The organism is Deinococcus aestuarii (assembly GCF_018863415.1).
Taxonomy (GTDB): Bacteria; Deinococcota; Deinococci; order Deinococcales; family Deinococcaceae; genus Deinococcus; species Deinococcus aestuarii.
Window position 1 is genome coordinate 48,188 of sequence record NZ_JAHKSN010000004.1, and the last position, 14,206, is coordinate 62,393.

Sequence of the window (14,206 nt, forward strand, 5' to 3'; positions counted from 1 at the left end):
CTTTATAAGGTAAAAAGTCCGTTTGGTCTCTAATAACCGCGCCACATTCGCATACGAACCTCACTCGACGACTCCCCTCACATCAACCGCCCGTCGTCCGCCGGGTCGGGCGTCTTCACCGGAATCCCGCGCGCGTTCAGGGCGTCTCGCAGCATGGGGATGTTCTTGAGGGCGTGCCCCTTCGTCGTGTTCTGGAAGAAGACGTACAGCTCGCTCAGGTCATCCGCCACGAGCGCGATCTTCTCCGCCCACTCGTCCATCTCGGCGCGGTTGTAGAGGTAGTCGTGCCGCTCGGCGGCGCTTCCGCCCTCCCACCAACTGCCCTTGTTGCGGCCGTGGAGCCGCAGGTAACCCACGTCGGTCGTGACGTGGACCTGGGGCTCGGGCATCCCGCCCACGACCGGGTAGTCGGGGCTGACCCAGATCAGGCCGTACTCGGCCATCGCCTCGCGGACCTCGGGCTTGTCCCAACTGGCGTGGCGGAGTTCGACGGCGAGTTCGTGCCCGGCGAAACGCTCGGCGAGGCCCAGCAGGTACTTGCGGTTGTCCCCCGTGCGGTGGAAGGAGTACGGAAACTGAGCGAGGTAAGGCCCCTTGAGCCCGGCCTCCCGCAGCGGCTCGGGGCTCTGGAGCATCCGGTCGAAGTCGGCGTCGGTGGGGGCGCGGTCGTGGGTGAAGACCTTGTTGACCTTGACGGTGAAGCGGGTGCGCCCGGCGCTCTTGCGGGCCATGCCCTCGAAGGCCTTGAGGCCGGGGATGGCGTAGAAGGAGGAATTGAGTTCCACCGCGTCGAAGGAGCGGGCGTAGGTCTCCAGGTAGGCGTCTTTCTTCACGCCCTCGTAGATCAGGCCGGGAGCCGCCCACTCGTCGTTGCTGTAGCCGCCGCAGCCGATCCATACACGCATAGGGGCAGCCTAATGCGGCGGCAGGGGCGCGGGGATGAACGGGCCCTCAAGCCCAGCCAGGTCGCCCGGCCGGGTCGTGCTCAGCCGAAGCGGGGATGGCGGTTGAGCCGTGCCCAGAAGTCGGTGATCGTCTGCACCGCCTCCTGAAACTGCCCGAAGTCGAGCGGCTTGACCACGTACGCGCTCGCGCCGTGGGCGTAGCTCGCCTGGATGTCGCGGTCCTCGCCGCTGGTGGTCAGCATGACGACGGGAATGTCGCGGGTCGCCACCTCGCTGCGGATCGCGTCGAGCACGGCGAGCCCGTCCATGTGGGGCATCTTGAGGTCGAGCAGGATCAGGTCGGGCAGACTCTTCGTGCAACGGAGCGCGGCGAGCGCCTCGGAACCGCTGCCCGCCACCTGCACCTCGTGCCCGTCGCCGCCCTCCTGAAAGGCGTTCAAGGCGAGTTCCACGTCGTGGGGATTGTCGTCTACGAGCAGGATGCGTCGGCGTTCCACGGGTGTTCTCTCCCCCTTGCGACCTCAGCTTAACGGGTCCGAATATGAAGATTCTATCAAGCTGACCGGCGAGGAAGGGCGCCTGCGCACCCATTCGTCTACACGCCGGGTGCCCCGGCAAGAGACGCTGTGGGGCCCCCCGCGTAGACTGACCCCCATGCTCACGAAGCGCATCATCCCCTGCCTGGACGTGCAAAACGGGCGGGTGGTCAAGAATGTCCGGTTCTTCGAGAACCACCGCGACGCCGGCGACCCCCTCGCGCTCGCCCGGGCCTACGAGGCGCAACAGGCCGACGAACTCGTCTTCTACGACATCACGGCGACCCACGAGGGCCGTCATCTCATGCTGGACGTGGCTGCGCGCGTCGCCGAGCAGGTCATGATGCCGCTGACCGTCGGGGGAGGGGTCAACGCCGTGTCCGACTTCCGACAACTGCTTCTCGCCGGAGCCGACAAGATCAGCGTGAACAGCGGGGCGGTGCGGCGCCCGGAGGTCATCCGCGAGGCCTCGGATCACTTCGGCGCCCAGTGTGTGGTGCTGAGCATCGACGTCAAGCGGCGCGCGGGTGGAGCAGGCTGGACCGTCCACGTCGGCGGCGGGCGGGTGGACACCGGGCTCGACCTGCTGGAGTGGGCCGAGCGGGGCCAGGCGCTGGGGGCGGGCGAACTCTGCTTGAACGTGATGGATGCCGACGGCACCCGGGCGGGCTTTGACCTCACGGCCACGCGCGCGGTCGCCTCGGCGGTGGACCTCCCCGTGATCGCCTCGGGCGGGGCCGGGAAGTTGGAGGACTTCCGCGACGTGCTCGGCGGCGGCGAGTCGGGCGGCCACGCGGACGCGGCCCTGGCGGCGAGCGTCTTCCACTTCGGCGAACTCACCGTGCCCGAAGTCAAGACCTACCTGGGGCGCGAGGGGCTGCCCGTGCGGCCCGACTGGCGGGACCTGTGACGGCCCCGGGTCTGGGCGAGTTGAAGTTCGGCGCGGACGGCCTGATTCCGGTGGTGACCCAGGACGCGCGGACGGGCGCGGTGCTGATGCAGGCGTACGCCGACCGGGCGGCGGTGGAGCGGACGCTCGCCACCCGCGAGGCGACCTACTACAGCCGCTCGCGCGGCGAGCAGTGGGTCAAGGGGCTCAGCAGCGGCCACACCCAGCGGGTCGTCTCGGTCGCCCTCGACTGCGACGGGGACAGCGTGCTCTACCGGGTCGAGCAGACGGGGCCCGCCTGCCACACCGGGGAGTATTCCTGCTTCCACCGGCCCCTCCTGGGGGAGGAGGCGACGCACACGGGGCTGGACGGCACGCTCGAACGGGTGTACGCCACCATCACCGAACGCCTCGCCACCCTGCCCGAGCACAGCTACGTCGCGCGGCTGCACGCCGGGGGCCTCGACCGGGTGCTGAAAAAGGTCGCCGAGGAGTCGGGCGAGGTGCTGCTCGCGGCGAAGAACGGGGACCGCGCCGAACTCGCCACCGAGGCTGCCGACCTGCTCTTCCACACCCTCTTCGTTCTCGCGGAGGTTGGCGTCAGTCCCGCCGACGTGGCCGCCGTCTTGCAGGGGCGGGAGGGGCGCAGCGGATTGAAGGGGCCGAAAGAGGTCGGGTAGGAGTAGGCCCGTGTCAGCATGGGCCCATGCTCGTCGCCCAGCTCAGTGACCCCCACATCAACCCCCAAAGGCCACACAAGGCCGAGGCACTGAGGCGGGCGGTCAGGCACCTGCTGGAGTTGCCCAGGCACCCGGGTGCCGTACTCGTCACGGGAGACTGCACGGACAACGGCACCCGGGAGGAGTACGCCGAATTCAGGGCGCTCGTCCAGCCGCTGCCCGTGCCTGTGTACATCATCCCCGGCAACCACGACGACCGCGACGTCATGCTGGAGGAGTTCGGCGAGCAGGGCACCTCCTCCCTGCCCGGCTTCGTGCAGTACGTGGTGGAGGACGGCCCGTTGCGCCTCATCGCCCTGGACACCCACGTCCCCGGCGAAAGCGGCGGTATGCTCGACTCTCCGCGCCTGCGCTGGCTCTCCGACCGCCTGGAGGAAGCTCCCCGGCGCCCCACGCTGATCTTCATGCACCACCCTCCCGTCGTCGCTGGCCTGAACGTCATGGACTCCATCGGTCTGGGAGGCTCAGAGGCGTTCCGCGAGGTCGTGGCCCGGCATGGACAGGTCGAGCGGATCGTGGCGGGGCACACGCACATAACCATGACAGGACGGTTCGCGGGAACATTGGTCATGACCTGCCCCGGCACGGACAACGCCTTATTGCCCGACCTGACACAGCCGGAGAAACTCGTGGTGCAGTTGCAGCCCCCTCTGTGTCTGCTGCACGCCTGGGACGACCAGACGGGATTCCTGACCTATACCAGCATCATCGCGCCATCCCCCCGGGTTACGCTGCACGACGGGGAACGGTGGGTGTAGCGTCTCCCTTCTCGCGGAGCGGAACACCAACCGGATGAAGGTGCCGTGAAGCCAACGTGATGATCCAAGTCCACCGCTTCCGCATACCCCCGGGTGAAAGACGGTGGGCGAGCAGGACCAGCCCACCGGGGAGGCTCACCCATGAACCGACTCGCCCTGCTGTCCGCCACCTGCGCTCTCGCCCTCTCCGCGTGCGGGATCAACTCGCCCGTCGCGCCCACGGGACGCACGGCCTACGGGCTGGACGCCCAGGGGCGGCTCGTGACCTTCGGGCTGGACAACGCCGCGTTCAGCGTCAGCCGCCTGACCCTGACCGGCCTGGGCGCGGGCGAGACCCTGGTGGACCTCGACGTGTTCAACAAGGACGGCCACCTCTACGCGCTGAGCGACACGGGCAGGCTGTACGGGGTGAACACGACCACGGGCGCCCTGACCCTGAACACGAGTGGCAACATGGGCGCGCCGCGCGTGATCGACTTCAACCCGGCGGCCCAGCGCCTGCGCGTCTTCAGCACCGGGGACATGAACTACCGCCTCACTCCCGGCGACGGCACGGTCACGGCGGACGGGACGTTGATGTACGCCGCCACTGACGCCAACGCGGGCAAGGACCCCAACCTCGTCGCGGCGGCGTACACCAATTCCTTCCAGGGCTACCAGCCGGTGATGGCGGACTTCAACCCGCCCACGACCCTGTACTCGGTGGACGCCGACCAGGACACGCTCGTCACCCACACGGTCGGTCCGGCCTTCAGCACCCTGAACACCGTCGGCGCCCTCGGCGTGAACGTGAGCGCCGAGATGACCGGCTTCGACATCGCCGGGACGAACGAGGCGTACCTGACCTCCAGTAGCGGCACGGACACCGTGCTCTCCACCCTCGACCTGAGCACGGGCAAAGCGACTTCCAAAGCCACGATCAAGGGGCTGGGCCTCAAGGCCTTTGCGGTCAAGCTCTCCCCGCGCCCGTAAGCCGTCTTCCCCGCGCCGCCAACGGCTTCGTCCGGACCGGGCGAGTGCTGCGGCGCTCTATGCTGCCGGGCGTGACGCCTCCTTCGGCCCCCGACGCCTCGAAGGCCGGGTGGCGGACCTGGGCCCGCGAGGTGCGTTCGGGGTTGCCGGATTATTCGGCGAAGATCACGGCGCACCTCGCCGCCTTCCTGCACTCGCGGGGTGCGCGGCGGGTCCTGGCCTACCGCGCCCTGCCGGGTGAGCCGGACGTGGGCGCCCTCGCACGGGAGTTCGAGTTGCTGGCCCCCCGCGCCCGCTTCCGGCCCGAGCCCCACCTGACGCTCCACCCCTGGGAGACGGCGACCGAGCCCAGCCGCTTCGGCGCCCTTCAACCCCCGGCGAACGCGCCGCGCGTGCTCCTCGACGCGGTGGAGGCCGTCCTCCTCCCCGCCCTCGCCTTCGACCACTCCGGCGTGCGGCTGGGGTACGGGGGCGGCTTCTACGACCGCCTGCTCCCCGGTTTCGCGGGGCTGGCGGTCGGCGTGATCGCGGAAGCCCTCGTCGTTCCCGCCCTGCCCGCCGAAGCCCACGACCTGCGGGTGGGCTTTCTGGTGACGGAGAGGGGGGTCAGGAGGGTGGACGCCACGACGTCTTCCAAACTGTAACGTCAGTGTGACGCGCCCCCGCTAGGCTCCCCCCCGTACCGAAATTCAGGAAGGGGGGAAGATGCCCGAACCCAGCATCGGCGCCACCGCATGACGGCCCCGCAGGCTGTTCAAACTGTGCAAGCAGGCCCACCGGGCACCGTCGCCCTCCAGGCACGGGGGCTGGTCAAGGACTTTCGGGGCTTCCGCGCCACGAACGACGTGAGCCTGGACATCCGCGAGGGCGAGATTCACGCGATCATCGGGCCGAACGGGGCGGGCAAGACGACGCTCTTCAACCTGCTCTCGGGCTTCCTGCGGCCCACGAGCGGCGAGGTCTCCCTCTTCGGCGAGCGGATCGACACCCTGCCCCCCCATACAATCGTGCGGCGGGGGCTCTCGCGTTCCTTCCAGATCAGCAGCGTCTTTCCCAGCCTGACGGTGCGGGAAAACGTGCTGGTCGCCTTGCAGTCACCGACCAACCTCCCGCGGCAGTTCTGGACGCCCCTCTCGCGGCTGGAGGCCCTCGGGCCGCGTGCCGACCAGATTCTCGCGGACGTGGGGTTAGAAAGTGCCCACGCCCGGCTCGCCGCCGACCTCGGCCACGGGGAGAAGCGGCAGCTCGAAATCGGCATCTCGCTGACGCAGGACCCGCGCGTCCTCCTCCTCGACGAGCCGACGAGCGGCATGGGCTCGGAGGGCATCAACCGCGTGATCGCCCTCGTGCGGCAGGTGGCGCGCGGGCGCACGGTCGTCCTCGTCGAGCACAACATGAGCGTGGTCGCGCAGCTCGCCGACCGCATCACCGTCTTGCAGTACGGGCAGGTGCTCGCCAGCGGCAGCTACGACGAGGTTCGGCAGGACCCGCGCGTGATCGAGGCGTACCTGGGAGAGGAGGCGCACGGATGACGGCCCCGGCCCTCCGCCCCTCCCCTTCCCAGACCGGCGCCGTGCCGCTGCTCGAAGTCCGCGACCTCAACGCCTTCTACGGCCAGAGCCACGTCCTGCACGGCGTGAACCTCCACGTCATGCCCGGCGAGGTCGTCAGCCTGATCGGGCGCAACGGCGCAGGCAAGACGACCACCCTCAAGTCGATCATGGGCGTGCTGCGCAGCCGCACGGGCCGGGTCACCTTCGACGGCCAGGACCTCACCCGGCTGCCCAGCAACCGCGTCGCCGCCCGGGGCCTGGCCTGGGTGCCCGAGGAACGCGCGATCCTGAGCAGCCTGACCGTCCGCGAGAACCTCGAACTGCCCCCCGCCCGGCCCGGCGGCTGGAGTGCCGAGCGCGCGTATCAGGTCTTTCCCGTCCTGCGCGAGCGCGGCCACCACCCCGGCTCCAAGCTCTCGGGCGGCGAACAGCAGATGCTCGCCATCGTGCGGGTGCTGCGCAGCGGCCCGAAACTCCTCCTCCTCGACGAGCCGAGTGAGGGACTCGCGCCCGTCATCGTCGGGCGGATCGGCGACATGCTCTCCGAACTGCGCCGGGAGGGTCTCGCCGTCATTCTCGTCGAGCAAAACCTCAAGTTCGCCACCCGCCTCGCCGACCGCCATTACGTCCTCGTGGACGGGCACGTCGTGGACGAGGTGCGCCGTGAAGAGGTGGAGGCCCGCCGTCAGGACCTCCTGCGTTACCTCAGCGTCTGAAGCCCCTTGCCCCAGTTCCGGAGGAACCCATGCACAAGAAGACCCTGACCGCCCTGCTCTGCGCCGCCCTCACCGCCGCGCCCGCCCTCGCCCAGAGCGTGCGGCTTTCGGACAACGCGGTGAAGGTGGGCGTGCTGACCGACCTCTCCGGCGTGTACTCGGAACTCTCCGGGCAGGGCAGCGTGAAGGCCGCGCAGATGGCCGCCGCCGACTTCATGGCCGCCAATCCCGCCTACCGGAGCCGGGTGCAGGTCGTCGGCGTGGACCACCAGAACAAGGCGGACGTGGCGAGCAACAAGGCCGCCGAGATGATCGACCGCCAGAACGTGGACATGCTGGTCGACATGCCGACCTCCAGCGCAGCGCTCGCGGCCAGCGAGGTCGCCAAGAACAAGAAGGTCGTGGCGATGGTCGTGACGGGCGGCACCACCGCGCTGACGAACGAGAAGTGCAACAAGTACACCTTCCACTACGCCTACGACAACTACATGCTCGCCAACGGCACGGGCACGGCGGTGACCCAGCGCGGCGGGAACTCCTGGTACATCATCTACCCCAACTACGCCTTCGGGCAGGACCTCAACCGCCAGATGCTCGCGGCGATCACCGAGAACAAGGGCAGGGCGGTCGCCCCCAGCGACGCGACGCCCTTCCCGAACACGGACTTCTCCAGCTACCTGCTCAAGGCCCAGAGCCTGAGGCCCAAGGTCTTCGGCACCATGCAGGCGGGGGCCGACCTCGTGAACGTGGTCAAGCAGTACAACGAGTTCGGGCTCAAGAACCAGGGGATCGGGCTCGGCATCGGCCTGCTCTTCGAAACGGACGTGGCGGCCCTCGGCCAGGACGCCTTCGGGGGGGCGCTCGCCACCGTGCCGTGGTTCTGGAACCTCGACGCGCGCAGCCGCCAGTGGTCGGCCAAGTTCGAAAAGGCCTTCGGCAAGAAGCCCACCTGGGCGCAGGCGGGCGTGTACTCCGCCACCATGACCTACCTCCAGGCCGTCGCCCGCGCGAAGACCGACGAGAGCGACGCGGTGGTCAAGGCCCTGGAGGGCTACTCCTTCAACGACTTTTTCGCCCGCAACGCCACCATCCGCCCGCAGGACCACCGGGTGCTCCTCGACGTGCACACCGTGCAGGTCAAGACGAAGGCCCAGGCGAAGGAAAACGGCGACATCTTCACGCGCCTGTCGACCATCCCGGCGGCCCGGGCGTTCATGCCCCTCGCCGAGAGCAAGTGCAAGTTCTGAAAAGGGGCGGGGGGCCGGGGGCCGGGGAGAGGCAGTGGCCCCCGGCGGCCCCGACCTCTGGACGTGATCCATGAACACACAATTGCTGCTCATCCAGGTGTTCAACGGCCTGGTCAACGGTGCGTTTTACGCGCTGCTCTCCCTCGGCCTCGCCGTCATCTTCGGGATGCTGCGGATCGTCAACTTCATGCACGGGGCGCTGTACATGCTGGGCGCCTTCACCGCCTTCGCGCTGGGGCAGGCGTTCGGGCTGGGCTTCTGGCCGTCGCTGATCCTCGCGCCGCTCATCGTGGGGCTGATCGGCGTGGTGCTGGAGTGGTCCTTGCTCTCGCGGCTGTACGGGCTGGAGCCGAGCTACAACCTGCTGCTGACCTTCGGGCTGACGCTGCTCACGCAAGACCTCGTGAAACAGGTCATGCTCTCGCAGTACGCGGTGTCGAGCGCGCCCTACACGCCGCCCGCCGCGCTTTCCGGGGTGGTCAACCTCGGCTTCGTCGTCTTTCCCAAGTACCGCCTCTTCGTGATCGGCCTCGCGCTGGTGGTCTGCCTCGTCACCTGGCTCGTGATCGAGAAGACGCGGGTGGGCGCGATCATCCGCGCGAGCACCGAGAACCCGAACGTCACCCGCGCCTTCGGCATCGACGTGGGCAAGTGGGTGACGGGCGTCTTCGGGGTCGGCGTGGGGCTGGCGGGCCTCGCCGGAGTCCTCGCCGCGCCGATCTATTCCGTTGAGCCGTACATGGGCGCCGAACTGATCATCACGACCTTCGCGGTGGTGGTGATCGGCGGGATGGGGAGCATCCTGGGAAGCGTGGTGACGGGCTTCGCGGTCGGCGTGCTCGCCGCCGTCGGCGCGGCGCTGTATCCCCCCATCGCCAACACGCTCGTCTTCATCCTGATGGCGCTTGTGCTGCTCGTGCGGCCCAGCGGGCTCTTCGGATTGCCGGAGGGGGCGCGATGACGGTCCTCCCCCGCACCGCCGCCCGGACGAGTCGGGAGCGCAACGTCCGCGCGGCGTGGCTGATCGGGCTCGGCATCATCCTCTTGGTCCTGCCCCGGTTGATCTATCCGGTGCTGGCGCTCGACATCCTGGCGTGGGGTCTGTTCGCCGTCGCCTTCGACCTGCTGTTCGGCTTCTCGGGCCTGCTGAGCTTCGGGCACGCGGCCTTCTGGGGCACGAGCGCGTACGTGACGGCCTTCCTGCTCTCGCACGGGCAGAGCGTCCCCGTCGCCATGCTGGGGGGGACGGGGGCCGCGCTCCTCGTCGCCGTGCCCGTCGCCTTTCTCAGCGTGCGCTCGGTGGGCATCTACTTCTCGATGATCACGCTCGCCTTCGCGCAGATGCTCTCCTTCCTCGCGCTGCAATGGACGGACGTGACGGGCGGCGAGAACGGCCTCCAGGGCTTCGCGCGCCCGGGCTTCCTGGGGCTGGACTTCAGCGACTCGGTGACCCGCTACTACTTCGCGCTGGCGGTGTTCGCCGTGGGCTTTTACGTCGCCTACCGCACGGTCCGCAGCCCCTTCGGGCAGGCCCTCCAGGCGGTGCGGGACAACGAGCAGCGGGCGCAGAGCATCGGCTACAACCCCACCCGCTTCAAGTTCACGGCGTTCCTGATCAGCGCGGGGCTCGCCGGGCTGGCCGGGAGCCTCTTCACCTTCGGCCACGGGGTCGTCAGCCTGGAGGTCGTCAACTGGCGCACCTCGGGCGAGGTCGTCATGATGACCCTGCTCGGCGGCACGACCACCCTCTTCGGCCCGGTGATCGGCGCGGGCCTGGTGCTGCTGCTGCGTGACGTGCTGACGACGGCGAACCTGCCGGTGGGGATCGTGACGGGCTTGGTCTTCGTCCTCGTCGTGCTGTTCTTCCGGCGCGGGGTGGTGGGGACGATTCAGGGCTGGCGCCGGAAGTAAAAGAAGCCGTCAGCTTTCAGCCGTCAGCAATCACAAGCTGGCGGCTGAACACGTTCGGGGGTCGCCTCCCGCTCCGCAGGACAGGTCAGGGTGTGGAGAAGAGACCTACCCCTCCCCCTCCCGGTCCTTGAGCCCCCGAATCTCCTCGATGAACCGCTCCAGGCTGTCGAAGTCGCGGTACACGCTGGCGAAGCGGATATAGGCCACGTCGTCGAGCGGGCGCAGGAAGCTCATCGCGCGCTTGCCGATCTCGCCGCTCGGAATCTCTGGCACCTGCACCTCGTCCTCGAAGCCGTAGGCGAAGGCGCGCAGCAGTTCGGCGGGCACCGGGCGCTTCTCGGTGGCGAGGGTCAGGCCGCGCAGCAGCTTGTCGGGGTTGAAGGCTTCCCGCTGGCCGCCGCGCTTGACGACCATCAGCGGTTCGAGCTGGGCCCGCTCGTAGGTGGTGAATCTCCGGGCGCAGCGCAGGCACTCGCGGCGGCGGCGGATGCTCGCCCCGTCGTCGCTGGGGCGCGAATTGACGACCTTGGAGTCGGGTGCCGAGCAGTAGGGGCACCTCACCGGGGCACGCTCACAGGAGCAGGGCGGGGTCGGGGGGACGCACCCTCGGCGCGGGGGGTAGGGGTACCTCCAGCACGGTGCCGCGCAGGTGCAGCAGGGCCGGGGTGGCGAGGGCGAGCACGGCGTCCGCCAGCGGGCGGTCGAGCGCCTCCTCCCCCGTGCTCGCCCGCCCCGGCAACACGAGGTTGATCCGCAATTCCTCGTCCTGAGCGTGTTCGACCAGACCCCGGATTGCGCCGCGCTGCGGGTGGACCTGCAATCCGCGCTCGTCGAGGTGCGGGCCGACGATGGTCAGCCACGTGCCGCCCAGGCGGCGGCGAACGATCTGCGCGATGCCGACGCTGCTCTTCACATTGCAGTTGAACAGCTCCATCCACTCGGCCTCGCTGAGCAGCGTGAAATTGGTGTGCGCCCGCTTGTCGGCGAGGTGCACGATGCCGTGCAGCGCCCCGAAAATCTCCAGGATGCGGGTCTGCGCGCTCAGCCAGTCGAGGGGCACGCCCACGTCCGCCTTGATGGGCACGGCGGTCCCGCCCGCGAGTTCCAGGGTGCTCGCCGCCGCCGCGAGCGTCTCGCTGTTGCCCCCGACGAGCACTACGCTGGCACCCGCCCGCGCCAGCGCCGCGCTGATCGACCGGCCGTAACCCTGGTCGGCGCTCGTCACGGCAATCACCTGGCCGTCCAGCACGGACCCGGCACCGGGGGCAAGAGGGGGAGCAGTCATCTCGCCCAGCATAGCGCCCCGACCCCGCCCCACAGATCGGTCAGCCCGCGTGCGGCAGGGGGCGCAGGGCCCCCAGGGGAAGCTCGCCCGCCCGGTGCCCTTTGCCGCAGGGCTCGCACCAGTACGCCTGGTCCCCATCGCGGGTGTCGTAGAGCAAGAGGGGTTGGCCGCACCACGGGCAGACGTGCATATAACCGCGTCCGCTGGCAGGTTGAAGGTCCTCTTTGAGACGTAACGGACGTTTCATATTCTGATCATAGCAGAAAAGGGAGAGCGGCAAATCTTCTGAGCCTGTCCAGGCCGACCATTTCGGGGGTTGTGTTGTCCCGGAAGGGGGGAGCGGCCGCCCCTCGTCCGCGGCCTACAGGTCGGGTTCCTCACCCACATCGTCGGGGACCTCGGACACGGCCGGACCCACCCCGACCCGGCGCCGTTTGCGCAGCATGGCGGGTTCCTTGTCGAGGTTGAAGACGAAGTGCCGGGGCCGCCGCTCGCGCAGCCACGTCTCCAGCGCGACGAGGCGGGGCCGGAAGCGGATGAACTCGCGCAACTGCCGGATGGGCACGAAGCGGGCCTCCTGCACGTCGCGGTCGGGGTCGCGGGGCTGAAGCGTGCCGCCGACTTCCCGGCCCGTGTAGAAGAACTGGAGGTGATGGCCCCAGGTCTGCGCCTGGAACTCGACGATGAAGGCGAGGTCGCGCAACTCCACGACGAGCCCGGTCTCCTCATAGGTTTCGCGCCGGGCGCCCTCCTGCACGAGTTCGCCCGCCTCCAGCCCGCCCTTGGGCAGCGACCAGCGCCCCCGCTCGCGCACGAGCAAAATCTCGTCTCCCCGCAGCACGATGCAGCCCACCCCGATGCGGGGGTCGGCGAGGGGCCGCTTCTGCCCACGCTTCTGGGGAGCGGCGGGAACGGGCACGGCCGTCGCGGAGGACACCTGCCCGGGGCCCGGCGCCGCCCCTGGCCGCGTGTTCCGCCTGCGCCTTCGTCGCCGCTGGCCCCCGGCGCCGTTCGCGGCGGCCTTCACGTCGTCCGTCATCAGACGCCCTCCGGCGCGAGGTCGTTGAAGCGCACGTGGGCCGAGTGGAACTGCAACTTCACCGTGCCGACGGGCCCGTTGCGCTGCTTCCCGATGATAATTTCCGCGATGCCCTGTTGATCGGTTTCCTTGTTGTAATACTCGTCCCTGTAAATAAACATGACGATATCCGCGTCCTGCTCAATCGCACCCGATTCACGCAAGTCGGAGAGCATCGGTCTATGATTCGGTCTCTGCTCCACCGCACGGCTCAACTGACTGAGGACGATGATCGGCACTTCAAGTTCACGCGCCAGCCCCTTGAGACCGCGTGAGATCGTGCTGATCTCCTGCTGCCGGTTGTCGCTGCCGCCGTTGTTCTTGCCGCCCGACATGAGTTGCAGGTAGTCGATCACGACGAGCCCGAGCTGCCCGTGCTGCGCGGCGATGCGGCGGAGCTTGCTGCGAAGGCCGTTGAGCGTGAGGTCCGGCTCGTCGTCGATGACCATCGGGGCCTCGGCGAGACGGCCCGCGGCGTGGGCCAGCCGCTCGAAGTCGCGCTCGTTGAGCTGGCCGCTGCGGATGCGGTTCATGTCCACCCGCGCCTCGGAGCACAGCATCCGCAGGGCGAGCTGCACGCTGGGCATCTCCAGGCTGAAGACCGCCACCGTCTTCTCGCCGCGCAGGGCGACGTTCTGGGCGATGGAGAGGGCGAACGCGGTCTTTCCCATCGAGGGCCTGGCCGCCAGCACGTTCAGGCTCCCCTTCTGAAGGCCGCTGATCTGCTCGTCGAGGTCGCGAAAGCCGCTGCTCACCCCGTCGGGAATGCCCTTGTTGGCGTGCAGGAGGGTGATGTACTCGAAGGTGTCGTGGACGACCTCACTCATCTCCTGAAAGCCCTCGGCCTTCTTCTGCTCGGCGACCTCAAAGATCAGTTTCTCGGCGCGGTCGAGGAGGTCTTCCAGGGGAAGCTGCGCCTCGTAGGCGAGCTGCATCGCCTTGCCCGACGCGCTGATGAGCTGCCGCAGCGTGTGCTTTTCCTGCACGATCCGCGCGTAGTGCTCGGCGTAGGCGGCGGTGGGCACCTGATCCGCCAGCCCGATCAGGTAGGTCAGTCCGCCTACCTCGTCGAGCTGCCCGCGCACCCGCAGGTCCTCGCTGAGGGTGACCAGATCGACCGGCTCGCCCCGTTCCTGAAGGACGCGCATCGCTGCGAAGATCTTGCGGTGACCCTCCCGGTAAAACATCTCGGGGCCAACCGTGTCGCCCAATTGCGCGAGGGTGTCGTTGTCGAGCAGGATGCTCCCCAGCACGCTGATCTCGGCGTCGTTGCTGTGCGGGGGAACGCGCGGCGTGAGTTCCAAGGGGGGACCTCTTTCAGGCACGTCACGCCGGGCGCGGCGCCCGAAAAAGGCGACGCGCGGCATGTGCCGGGAATGGAGTTGGTGGGGTCGGGGTTCGACCCATTCGCCCGGTCTGAACCCGGCTGAACTGCCGCGCATCATACCACCCCCGCCCGGGCCGCACCGCCTCCCCCCGCCGGGACCCCCGTCCTTAGGCAAGGGGCAGTAAGAGGCCTGTTAGGCCGCCTTTCCTACTCTCTTCTCAAGCAAGGACGGGAGACACCCGCACCTGCAACGCCATCCCCGACCCGAAGGACCATCTCCCAATTCCTT

17 protein-coding genes are annotated in these 14,206 nt (G+C 68.7%); 10 read left to right on the forward strand and 7 right to left on the reverse strand.

Annotated features, from left to right (window positions below; genetic code table 11):
- Positions 1-77: 77 nt before the first annotated feature.
- Together IC605_RS07445 and IC605_RS07450 are read right to left on the reverse strand one after the other, a co-directional pair.
- Positions 78-905, reverse strand: coding sequence for a DUF72 domain-containing protein (locus IC605_RS07445; RefSeq protein WP_216321150.1), 828 nt, complete (start codon positions 903-905; stop codon positions 78-80).
- Between the two features lie 80 nt (positions 906-985).
- Entirely contained in the window at positions 986-1,402 is a 417-nt protein-coding gene (locus IC605_RS07450) for a response regulator (RefSeq protein WP_216321153.1), read from the reverse strand.
- 157 nt (positions 1,403-1,559) lie between these two features.
- On the opposite strand from IC605_RS07450, the gene hisF reads away from it, so the two are divergent.
- The 10 genes from hisF (at position 1,560) to IC605_RS07500 (ending at position 10,227) form a co-directional block, all read left to right on the forward strand.
- Positions 1,560-2,351, forward strand: a complete 792-nt coding sequence (hisF, locus tag IC605_RS07455) for an imidazole glycerol phosphate synthase subunit HisF (RefSeq protein WP_216321156.1) — start codon at positions 1,560-1,562, stop codon at positions 2,349-2,351.
- Positions 2,348-3,010 (forward strand): bifunctional phosphoribosyl-AMP cyclohydrolase/phosphoribosyl-ATP diphosphatase HisIE, encoded by a 663-nt coding sequence (gene hisIE, locus IC605_RS07460; RefSeq protein ID WP_343216537.1) that lies wholly within the window; start codon positions 2,348-2,350, stop codon positions 3,008-3,010. The genes hisF and hisIE overlap by 4 nt, the downstream gene beginning before the upstream one ends.
- Before the next feature lie 26 nt (positions 3,011-3,036).
- On the forward strand, positions 3,037-3,828 hold the full coding sequence (locus IC605_RS07465) for a phosphodiesterase (RefSeq protein ID WP_216321159.1): 792 nt from the start codon (positions 3,037-3,039) through the stop codon (positions 3,826-3,828).
- A gap of 141 nt (positions 3,829-3,969) precedes the next feature.
- A complete protein-coding gene (locus IC605_RS07470; protein WP_216321162.1) occupies positions 3,970-4,800 on the forward strand; it encodes a DUF4394 domain-containing protein in 831 nt (276 codons plus the stop codon).
- Between the two features lie 71 nt (positions 4,801-4,871).
- Entirely contained in the window at positions 4,872-5,444 is a 573-nt protein-coding gene (locus tag IC605_RS07475) for a 5-formyltetrahydrofolate cyclo-ligase (RefSeq protein WP_343216538.1), read from the forward strand.
- A gap of 90 nt (positions 5,445-5,534) precedes the next feature.
- Complete coding sequence (locus IC605_RS07480; RefSeq protein ID WP_216321166.1) at positions 5,535-6,332, forward strand: ABC transporter ATP-binding protein; 798 nt, start codon at positions 5,535-5,537, stop codon at positions 6,330-6,332.
- Positions 6,329-7,069, forward strand: a complete 741-nt coding sequence (locus IC605_RS07485; protein WP_216321169.1) for an ABC transporter ATP-binding protein — start codon at positions 6,329-6,331, stop codon at positions 7,067-7,069. The genes IC605_RS07480 and IC605_RS07485 overlap by 4 nt, the downstream gene beginning before the upstream one ends.
- Before the next feature lie 29 nt (positions 7,070-7,098).
- Positions 7,099-8,316, forward strand: a complete 1,218-nt coding sequence (locus tag IC605_RS07490; RefSeq protein ID WP_216321172.1) for an ABC transporter substrate-binding protein — start codon at positions 7,099-7,101, stop codon at positions 8,314-8,316.
- A 70-nt stretch (positions 8,317-8,386) separates the two neighbouring features.
- Positions 8,387-9,277: a branched-chain amino acid ABC transporter permease gene (locus IC605_RS07495; protein ID WP_216321175.1), complete on the forward strand. Its 891-nt coding sequence runs from the start codon at positions 8,387-8,389 to the stop codon at positions 9,275-9,277.
- The gene (locus IC605_RS07500; protein ID WP_216321178.1) at positions 9,274-10,227 is read left to right on the forward strand and encodes a branched-chain amino acid ABC transporter permease; all 954 of its coding nucleotides are present in this window, start codon (positions 9,274-9,276) and stop codon (positions 10,225-10,227) included. The genes IC605_RS07495 and IC605_RS07500 overlap by 4 nt, the downstream gene beginning before the upstream one ends.
- 105 nt (positions 10,228-10,332) lie before the next feature.
- Here the strand turns inward: IC605_RS07500 and nrdR are convergent, their stop codons facing one another.
- The 5 genes from nrdR to dnaB all read right to left on the reverse strand — a co-directional run bounded on the left by nrdR (position 10,333) and on the right by dnaB (position 13,894).
- On the reverse strand, positions 10,333-10,788 hold the full coding sequence (gene nrdR / locus IC605_RS07505; RefSeq protein WP_216321181.1) for a transcriptional regulator NrdR: 456 nt from the start codon (positions 10,786-10,788) through the stop codon (positions 10,333-10,335).
- A gap of 10 nt (positions 10,789-10,798) precedes the next feature.
- On the reverse strand, positions 10,799-11,512 hold the full coding sequence (locus tag IC605_RS07510; RefSeq protein WP_216321184.1) for an SDR family NAD(P)-dependent oxidoreductase: 714 nt from the start codon (positions 11,510-11,512) through the stop codon (positions 10,799-10,801).
- Positions 11,513-11,552: 40 nt separating this feature from the next.
- Entirely contained in the window at positions 11,553-11,759 is a 207-nt protein-coding gene (locus tag IC605_RS07515; RefSeq protein WP_216321187.1) for a hypothetical protein, read from the reverse strand.
- A 114-nt stretch (positions 11,760-11,873) separates the two neighbouring features.
- Positions 11,874-12,551 carry an NUDIX hydrolase gene (locus IC605_RS07520; RefSeq protein ID WP_216321192.1) on the reverse strand — a complete coding sequence of 226 codons (678 nt, stop codon included), beginning with the start codon at positions 12,549-12,551 and terminating at the stop codon, positions 11,874-11,876.
- Positions 12,551-13,894 carry a replicative DNA helicase gene (gene dnaB, locus IC605_RS07525; RefSeq protein ID WP_216321798.1) on the reverse strand — a complete coding sequence of 448 codons (1,344 nt, stop codon included), beginning with the start codon at positions 13,892-13,894 and terminating at the stop codon, positions 12,551-12,553. The genes IC605_RS07520 and dnaB overlap by 1 nt, the downstream gene beginning before the upstream one ends.
- Between the last annotated feature and the right edge of the window lie 312 nt (positions 13,895-14,206).

Bases quoted from the DNA above. Each gene is read 5' to 3' on its own strand.
- IC605_RS07445 (WP_216321150.1), bottom strand. From the start codon at position 905: ATGCGTGTATGGATCGGCTGCGGCGGCTACAGCAACGACGAGTGGGCG.
- hisF (WP_216321156.1), top strand. From the start codon at position 1,560: ATGCTCACGAAGCGCATCATCCCCTGCCTGGACGTGCAAAACGGGCGG.
- IC605_RS07465 (WP_216321159.1), top strand. From the start codon at position 3,037: ATGCTCGTCGCCCAGCTCAGTGACCCCCACATCAACCCCCAAAGGCCA.
- IC605_RS07470 (WP_216321162.1), top strand. From the start codon at position 3,970: ATGAACCGACTCGCCCTGCTGTCCGCCACCTGCGCTCTCGCCCTCTCC.
- IC605_RS07480 (WP_216321166.1), top strand. From the start codon at position 5,535: ATGACGGCCCCGCAGGCTGTTCAAACTGTGCAAGCAGGCCCACCGGGC.
- IC605_RS07485 (WP_216321169.1), top strand. From the start codon at position 6,329: ATGACGGCCCCGGCCCTCCGCCCCTCCCCTTCCCAGACCGGCGCCGTG.
- IC605_RS07490 (WP_216321172.1), top strand. From the start codon at position 7,099: ATGCACAAGAAGACCCTGACCGCCCTGCTCTGCGCCGCCCTCACCGCC.
- IC605_RS07495 (WP_216321175.1), top strand. From the start codon at position 8,387: ATGAACACACAATTGCTGCTCATCCAGGTGTTCAACGGCCTGGTCAAC.
- IC605_RS07500 (WP_216321178.1), top strand. From the start codon at position 9,274: ATGACGGTCCTCCCCCGCACCGCCGCCCGGACGAGTCGGGAGCGCAAC.
- IC605_RS07510 (WP_216321184.1), bottom strand. From the start codon at position 11,512: ATGACTGCTCCCCCTCTTGCCCCCGGTGCCGGGTCCGTGCTGGACGGC.
- IC605_RS07515 (WP_216321187.1), bottom strand. From the start codon at position 11,759: ATGAAACGTCCGTTACGTCTCAAAGAGGACCTTCAACCTGCCAGCGGA.
- IC605_RS07520 (WP_216321192.1), bottom strand. From the start codon at position 12,551: ATGACGGACGACGTGAAGGCCGCCGCGAACGGCGCCGGGGGCCAGCGG.